5 protein-coding genes and 4 pseudogenes are annotated in these 7722 nt (G+C 74.3%); 1 reads left to right on the plus strand and 8 read right to left on the minus strand.

Going from position 1 to position 7722, the window contains the following annotated elements:
- Positions 1 to 225 (plus strand): annotated as a pseudogene (locus FF36_RS36595) (hypothetical protein); the annotation flags it as partial.
- Positions 226 to 301: 76 nt separating this feature from the next.
- On the opposite strand, the gene FF36_RS30735 reads toward FF36_RS36595, so the two are convergent.
- The 8 genes and pseudogenes from FF36_RS30735 to FF36_RS30760 form a co-directional block, all read right to left on the minus strand.
- Complete coding sequence (locus FF36_RS30735) at positions 302 to 1033, minus strand: HAD family hydrolase (RefSeq protein ID WP_044888722.1); 732 nt, start codon at positions 1031 to 1033, stop codon at positions 302 to 304.
- A gap of 1248 nt (positions 1034 to 2281) precedes the next feature.
- Positions 2282 to 2428, minus strand: coding sequence for a VOC family protein (locus FF36_RS35765; RefSeq protein ID WP_157866993.1), 147 nt, complete (start codon positions 2426 to 2428; stop codon positions 2282 to 2284).
- Between the two features lie 126 nt (positions 2429 to 2554).
- Positions 2555 to 4525: an ABC transporter ATP-binding protein gene (locus FF36_RS30740; RefSeq protein WP_052681671.1), complete on the minus strand. Its 1971-nt coding sequence runs from the start codon at positions 4523 to 4525 to the stop codon at positions 2555 to 2557.
- Positions 4522 to 5880 (minus strand): glycosyltransferase, encoded by a 1359-nt coding sequence (locus FF36_RS30745; RefSeq protein WP_044888723.1) that lies wholly within the window; start codon positions 5878 to 5880, stop codon positions 4522 to 4524. The genes FF36_RS30740 and FF36_RS30745 overlap by 4 nt, the downstream gene beginning before the upstream one ends.
- Positions 5877 to 6782, minus strand: coding sequence for an alpha/beta fold hydrolase (locus tag FF36_RS30750; RefSeq protein ID WP_044888724.1), 906 nt, complete (start codon positions 6780 to 6782; stop codon positions 5877 to 5879). Before FF36_RS30750 ends, FF36_RS30745 begins: the two co-directional genes overlap by 4 nt.
- 2 nt (positions 6783 to 6784) lie before the next feature.
- A pseudogene (locus FF36_RS40510) lies at positions 6785 to 6891 on the minus strand (acyl carrier protein); the annotation flags it as partial.
- Position 6892: 1 nt separating this feature from the next.
- Positions 6893 to 7093 (minus strand): annotated as a pseudogene (locus tag FF36_RS40515) (acyl carrier protein); the annotation flags it as partial.
- Positions 7090 to 7722: pseudogene (locus FF36_RS30760) on the minus strand (beta-ketoacyl synthase); the annotation flags it as partial. The pseudogenes FF36_RS30760 and FF36_RS40515, both read right to left, overlap by 4 nt.

Consider the following 7722-nt stretch of genomic DNA (forward strand, 5'->3'; position numbering starts at 1 on the left):
ACCCCCGCCAGTCCCACCCCGGAAGGTCCCGTCCCTGCCGGATCCGATCCCGCCGTCCCCGTCCCCGCCAGTCCGGTCCCCGCAAGTCCCGTCCCCACGCTCACCGTCGGTGCCCGTCCCGATCCCGTGATCCCCGGCGCCGGCAGTTCTGCCCCCGCCATTTCCGTCGCCGGTGGCCCCGCCCTCGGCAGTCCCGTCGCCGGCAGCGAGGCCACCGCCGGGTGACGGGTGGTCCGCGCGGGGGACGACGGCTGGGCCGTGGACCGGTGGTGGACGCGTGGCGCCCGGGCGGCCGTCGCGGTCAGGCTTGCCGGACCAGTTCCAGGACCTTCGTGAGGTCCCCGACCTCGGCGACGAGCGACGCCCCTGCCGGCCGTTGCCGGTGCTTGCGGTTCATCCAGACGACGGGAATGCCGAGCGCGTTGGCGCCGGCCACGTCGCAGGTCAGGGAATCGCCGACGTGCCAGACCTCGCCCGGAGCGAGGCAGGGCTGGCCGGGTCCGGGTTGGTCGGGTCCGGGGTGGCCGTGTGCCAGGTGGTCGAGGGCGAGCCGGAACGGTTCCGGTCGCGGCTTGTAGGCCCGTGCCTGCTCGCTTGTGACGATCGCGTCCACTCGGAGCCCGTGGGCGTCGAGCGCGGCGTCGAGATCGGCACGGTCGATGTCGGAGACAAGGCAGACCGGCAGTTCGATCTCGGCCAGGAAGGCGGCGGCGCCGGGCAGGAGCGCCGGCCGACGCCAGTAGTCGAACAGCCGCCGGCTGAGCGATTCCTCGTCGGCGTCCGAGCCGAAATGCCGGATCGTCTCCCGCAATGACCGGCGTTCCAGCTCTCGCTGGGTGGCGAACGCGGGGCCCGTCGCGGCGGCGCACAACCGGGCGAAGGCGTCCGACCAGTACCGGCCGATCGTCGCCGGGTTGCGCACGCGAGCCGTCGCGGTCTGCTCGATGCTGCGGCAGACCGCGGCCACCACGTCGTCGTCCTCGGCGACGACGGTGCCGTAGAAGTCGAGCAGGATCGCGCGCGGCCGGCTCATCCGTCTTCCCCCGGAAGGAATTGTGGGTGGTGCTGATCAGTGGTAGGTCGCCGGGTCGACCCGACGGAAGCGGCTGTCGTTGGTCGAGCTGGCGACACCGCCCGCGTAGATGGCCTGGAACATCGTGAATCGTAGGTAAAGAGATCCTTTGCACTCCCGGGCCGGCTTCAGGGTTTCATGAGTGGGTGAGGATCTCCGACAACGGCCGGACGGGTCGTGGAAGTACGTGCTGCGACCGCCGTTGTGGGGGTATTTCTTGTCGGGTGACCACATCCATCCCCGTCGTCGTCGTGCAGCTCCCGCCCGAGTACCCGCTGCGCCGCGACCAAGGTGGAACTCACACCGAGCCCTGACCGAGCACCCGAGGCGAGGGCGTTCAACTCCCCGCCGGACCGAACTCTGGCGGCGCTCCTCCGGCGTCGTCACACCGGTCCGTCGGGCCGCGTCTCCCACCCGGAGTCCTCCGGCGGCTCGGCATCCGGCCCGAACCCGGGCGCCCACACGGCTGGGATATGCGGGCAGCGCGTCACCGGCGGCTGCAACGTTACCTCCGGCAGGTCCTCCCTAGCCGCCGATCCCCGGGCAGACCTGCGCAGGTGCTGCGCCCGTGCTCGCCGGCAGGGCCCGCATGACGGGATGAGAGCGTGCACCTCGGGGGCGGGCCCGGTCGGGCCGTCCTCCGGCGGCTCGCTCATTTCGCATTCACTTGGCCTGTGCCGCTGCAACGCGGGCACCTGATCTGACTGGCGCCGTCGAACTCCTCACCGGCGTCCTGCTCTGCCGCCGGGTTGCCGACCATTCCGCTCCCGAGGCACTTCGGGCAGGTCAGCGTTCCGCGGTCGACGCTGTCCGCAGGGTCGCCCGTGTGGCCCGAGCCACCCCTTTTCTGTCCGCTGCGGCCGGTGCTGCTGCCTCCGCCGGTGTTGCCGCGCTTGTCGGTGTGCTTGCTGCCACCCCAGCCCATGACTGCTCTCCGTTCACACCCGATGTCACACCGTGCCGATGGTAGCCCCTGGGTCTGCGCGAGCGGCGGGGAAAAGCCGGATCTGTCACCGGCCCGGCGTCACGGTCAGACCGCGCCGACCCAACGGCCGAGTCCAGCAGGTCGAGCGGATCGACGCGGGCGAGGTCACGCGTCGGGCCCGGTCCCGCAGAGGCCGCCGGCGTTCCCCGGCGATGAGCGGGTGGACCCGTCATCGTCGGCGACGACGGTGCCGTAGAAGGCGAGCGGGATCGCGCGTGGGCGGCTCATTCGGCGGTGGGGGTGAGGATCTCCAGGAAATGGCCGGAAGGGTCGGGGAAGTACACGCCGCGGCCGCCGTTGTGGTGGTAGGTCTCGCCGGATTCACGCCGGTCTCGGGCGACGACGATGGTGTGGTTGAGCTGGACGGACATCGTGCACCACCTCCGCCAGCCAGTGTCCGCCGTCGTCGGCAGCGGCAACAGCCGAACAGGGGGAGTCCGGCGGCGCCGGCGGGCTCCCCCCGCCCTCGTCGGCGTGATCGTCCCGTCGGGTGGGCGTCAGCCGGTGGGGACGAGGAGCTGGGTGGTTGCCAGATCGCGGTAGAGCGGGTCGGTCTCCAGCAGCTGCGCGTGGCTGCCGACGGCGCGCACCCGGCCCGCCTCCATGACGATGATCTGCCGGGCGCCGACGACGGTGGACAGCCGGTGGGCGACGACCATCACCGTCGTCGTGCTCGCCGCGGCGGCGACGGTGTCGCGCAGCGCGAGCTCGTTGCCGGCGTCGAGCGCCGAGGTCGCCTCGTCGAGCAGCAGCAGCCGGGGCCGGCGCAGCAGGGCGCGGGCGATCGCGATGCGCTGGCGTTCACCGCCGGACAGGGTGCCGCCACGGTGGCCGATCCAGCCGTCGAGCCCACCGGGCAGCGCCGCCACGAACAGCTCCAGTCGGGCCAGGCGCAGCGCCTCGTACAGGGCCTGGTCGTCGACGCCGGTCAGGCCGAGGGTGAGGTTCTCGCGCAGGGAGCCGGCGAGCACCGGAGCCTCCTGCTCGACGTAGCCGATCGAGCGGCGAAGCTGCGCCAGCGGCCAGTCCCGCACGTCGCGGCCGTCGACGAGGATCCGGCCGGCGGTGGCGTCGTAGAACCGTTCGAGCAGCAGGAAGATGCTCGACTTGCCGGCGCCCGACGGGCCGACGATGGCGGTCATCCCGCCGGGTGGGACGGTGAACGACACCCCCCGGTGCACCGGGGGCAGGTCCTGCCGGTAGGCGAACTCGACCTCGTCGAAGGCCACCGCCGCGCTGGTGGCCCGGCCGTTCGGGGCGGTGCTCGTGGTCGACGCGGGGCGCCTGGTCAGCGCGGTGCGGCGGACGACGGCCGGCCCGCGCCTGAACATGGGACCGCTGGCGGCAGGATCACGCTGGCCGGCTGGATCACGCTGGCCCACTGGGTCGCGGTGGGCGGCGGTGCTGCGGCGGCCGCGGGCGGTGCGGCGGCTGGGGGTGGTGCGGCGGCCGGGGGTGGTGCGTCCCCGGTCCGCGGTGGGTTCGGCGGCCAGGCGCAGCACCGCGGAGATCCGTTCCGCGGCCGCCCCGCCGGCCTTGAACTGGCCCCAGGCACCGACCAGGGTGGTCACCGGCTGGGTCAGGAAGAACATGTACAGCAGGAACGCGATCAGGTCGGAGATCGGCAGGTCCCCGGCGGCGACCCGGGCGCCGCCGACGCCGAGCACCCCCAGGAACGACGCCTGCATGAGCATGCCGGCGCTCGCCCCGGTGCCCGCCTGCCAGGCGGCGACGCGCAGCCCCCGACGGAACGCCGTCTGCGCCGCGTCGGCGAGCAGGCCGATCTCGTGATCCTCGGCCCCGGAGGCCTTGACGGTGCGCAGGGCGCCGAGGTCGCGGTCGAGCAGGGTGGCCATGTAGCCGACGGCGGCCTGTGCCTCGCCGGTGGCCTTCCCGATCCGCGATGCCGACCAGCGCACGCTGGCACTCATCAGCACGACCGACGACAGCGTGACGCCGAGCAGGACGACGTCGATGAGCGCCATCATCACCAGCGCCCCGACCAGGGCGATCGTCGCCGTGCAGCTCGTCACCAGGGCCTGGGTCGTGACCTGGCGCAGCAGCGTCGTGTCGCCGACGAGCCGCGACATCAGATCACCGGGCTTGATCTCGTCGGTCGCGGCCAGCCGCAGCCGCAGGATGCGTTCCACCAGGCGGATGCGGACGGTCCGCACCAGGGTCTCCCCGACCGACTCGATGAGGAAGAACCCGGCGGCGGACACAGCCGTGCCGACCAGGACGGCGACGGTCAGGACGACGAGCAGCCGCCCGACCGGCTGGTCGGCGGTGAGCCGGGCCAGGATGTGCTGGGCGATGATCGGCTGGGCCAGCGACATCGACGTGCCGAGCAGGGTGAGCACCCCACCGGCGAGCAGGACGCGGCGCGAGCCCGCGGTGAAGTGGAGCACGAACCGTCCGGCCGGCAGCGGCGGGCGGCGCGGCGCGGCGGCGCGGCGGGCGCGGCTCATCGGACCGGGCTGCGCGCTGCGGCGAGGCGCTGCAGGTGCTCGGCCGCGGCCGCGGCGCCCCCCGCCGCCCGGAACGAGGCGCCGACACGGGCCGCGGCCGACCGGTAGCGGGGATCGTCGAGAACATCGCGGACGGCCGACGCCACGATCGCCGGCGTGGCCCGGGCGAAGCGCAGCCGGATTCCCGCACCCGCCTCCACCACCTGCTGGGCGATGACCGGCTGGTCGTCTCGGATCGGCGCGACGACCAGCGGCACGCCGTGTCCGAGCGCCTCGCAGACCGTGTTGTGCCCGGCGTGGCAGACGACCGCCGCCGCCCGCGGCAGCAGGTCGACCAGCGGCAGGAACCGCGCGGCGATGCCGCCGTCCGGCACGGCGGCCGGATCGACGGCATCCAACGGGTCGGCGATGACAGCCTGCACGCCGTCGCCGAGCGCGCGCAGCGCCGCCGCGCACGTCCGCAGGAACTCCCCGCTCACCCGGCCGTTGACGGTCCCGAAGCTGATCACCACGAGCCGGCGTGCCGGATCGAGCCGCCCCCACGGGAACGCCTCGCCCGCCGCCGCGCCGCCCGTTGCCGCCCTGCCCGGTTCAGCCCTGCCCGTTGCCGCCCGGCCCGGTTCCGCCCGGCCCGATTTCGGCCCGCCCGGTTCCGGCCCGCCGGGGTCGCCTTCCAGGGGGTCGGGACGTGGCGATGGCAGCGACGGGCCGACCCAGGCGGTCGGCGGGCCGTCCGGGCCGATGAGCGAGTCGCCGCCGGGCGGCCCGGCCAGTGCCTCCGTGGTGAACGCGAGGACGAGATGGGGGGACAGCCGCAGGGCGCGCGGCGTGGGCGGCCCGCCGGCCGCGGACGGGTCGGGCCGGACTGTGTCGGCGGTGCGGGCGACGAGTCCGTCGAGCAGGTCGTCGAACCACCGCTGGACCTTCGGGGTGGCGGCGAAGGTGTCCCGCAGCGGGCCCGACGTCGTCGCCGACGTCGCCCACGGCCGGCCCAGCCGGGCCGCCGCGAGCGGCCCGGCCAGCGCCTGCATGTCGCAGACCAGCACGTCCGCGGCCGACCGGACGGCCGCCTCGACGACCGCCGGATAGGTCGCTTCGGCCAGCGGGACGAGGAACTCCTCCCACAGGAAACGAACCCCGGCATAGCCGCGCAGCTCGGCGCCGCGCACGTCGACGTCGACCGGCCCCGCGAGGCACGGATGGATCTCGGCGTCCGGTCCGGCCAGCCGCCGCACGATCGACTCCTCGCCCGACCAGACCACCCGGTGGCCGCGGTCGCGCAGCCGGTCGGCCACGGCGACCAGCGGGGTGATGTGCCCGGCCAGCGGCGGCACCACGAACAGGAAGGTGCTCACGCCCCCTCGCCGGAGGGGACGCCCACCGCCTGATGCCGGTGCACCCAGTCGATCGTCAGGTCGCGGACCCGCCGGTGCGACTCGACGAGCACCGAATGGTCCTGATCCGGCACTATCACCGTGTGACAGTCAGGCAAAACACTCTGTAACAGGTAGGGGTCCTCCGCCTGGAAGCCGTCGCTGCCCAGGATGCTCAGCACCGGGTGGTGGAGGCGGGCCAGGTCCTCCAGGTCGAGCAGCGGGCCCTCCGGGATCTCGTCGGCCATCGATGTCTCCTGCAGGCGCCGGTAGGCCAGCCGGGACAGCCGGACGTAGTGGGAGCCGAAGGTCTTCTGCAGCCAGGCGTAGGTGTCCTCGCGGCCGAGGTCGCGCCGGGTGTTCTCCAGCATGAGCCCCACCCGGTCGGCCCACGGCTGCGTCGGCGGCTCGGCCTCGATCGTGACGATGCTCGCCACCCGGTCCGGGTGGGCGGCCGCGAAGGCGTAGGCGATCGTGCCGCCGAAGCTGTTGCCCACCAGGTGCACCGGTTCGTCGATGCTCAGGGCGGCCAGCAGGCCGGCGAGGTCGGAGACGAAGTCACCGACGGTGTAGCCGTGGGTGGGTCGGCCGCTGTTGCCGTGCCCGCGCAGGTCGTAGAACACCGCGTCGATGCCGGCGGCGGCCAGCGGGGCGGCCATCGTCAGGTAGAAGCTGGCCAGGCTGTCGGTGCCCAGGCCGTGCACGCAGACCAGCGTCGGCGCCGGGCCCGCGGGGCGGGTCGGGGCGGCCGTGTCGGTTCTGTCGAGCGCGTCGGCCGGGCCTGCCGGGTCGCCCCGCCCGGTGCCGGCGGCGCCGGGCCGGGCAGGCTTGCCCCGCTCGTGCAGGTAGTGGAGATCGTTGCCGTTGACGTCGATGATCGGCACGGTCAGTCCACACCCGCCGGGGCGCCCAGCCGGGACCGGACGAACTCCACGACGTCGCCCACGGTGAGCGCGATGACCTCGGTGAGGTCCTTCTCGGCGAGGAACTCGGNGAGGCTGACGTTCTCGCCGTACCGCTCGGCGAGCATGCCGCCGAGCGTGACCAGGTCGATGCTCTCCATCTCCAGGTCGTCGTGGAAGGCCGTGGTCATCTCGACGCGCACGTCGCCCAGGCCGTACTTCTCCAGGATGCGGGCGATCATCGTGCCGATCTCGGCGAGCAGCGTGCCGGACAGCTCGTCATCGTGCGTCATTGGTTGGACTCCTCTCGACTGGCGGCCCCTGTCGTCCAGGCGACCACGTACCGGTGCCGCGTCCCCGCGGTGGCGTGCTCCTGTTGCGCGGCGGGCGCCTCGGTCTCGGCGTAGGCGACGGCGTACCGCTGCGGCGGCGTGCCAGGCCCACCGGGACCGCCATCCGGAGCGGCGCCGACCGCGACGGTCAGCGTGCCGTCCGAGCCCGCGGCCACGACCCGGGCGGCGGGGTGGCCACCGGCCCGGCTCGCGGCCTGCCGGGCGGCGGCGAACCGCGCCCGCCAGCGGGGTGGTGTGTCACCCCGGCCGTCCCCGCCGAGCCGGCGCAGCAGCCGGTCCTCGTCGGGGTCCGCCACGGCCGGCCCGGCCGGCGAGCGGGCCCCGTCCGGGTCGATCCGGGCGAGTGCGATGCCGACACCGCCGCTGCCGCTTGCCGGGGTCGCGGGCCGCGCGATCGCCACGGCCAGCCCGGCGTCGTGGGCGACCGACAGCGCGAAGGGCGCGAGTGCAGCGCCGTGGGCGCCGGCCACCGTCGTGCCGGACCCGGCGGTGCCGGACCCGGCGGTGCCGGACCCGGCGGTGCCGGACCCGGCGGTGCCGGACCCGGCGGTGCCGGACCCGGCGGTGCC

The sequence above is a fragment of the Frankia torreyi genome, from assembly GCF_000948395.1.
Classification (GTDB): Bacteria; Actinomycetota; Actinomycetes; order Frankiales; family Frankiaceae; genus Frankia; species Frankia torreyi.

Coding starts and splice junctions, on each gene's coding strand:
- FF36_RS35765 (WP_157866993.1), bottom strand. CDS start 2,428: ATGTCCGTCCAGCTCAACCACACCATCGTCGTCGCCCGAGACCGGCGT.
- FF36_RS30735 (WP_044888722.1), bottom strand. CDS start 1,033: ATGAGCCGGCCGCGCGCGATCCTGCTCGACTTCTACGGCACCGTCGTC.
- FF36_RS30740 (WP_052681671.1), bottom strand. CDS start 4,525: ATGAGCCGCGCCCGCCGCGCCGCCGCGCCGCGCCGCCCGCCGCTGCCG.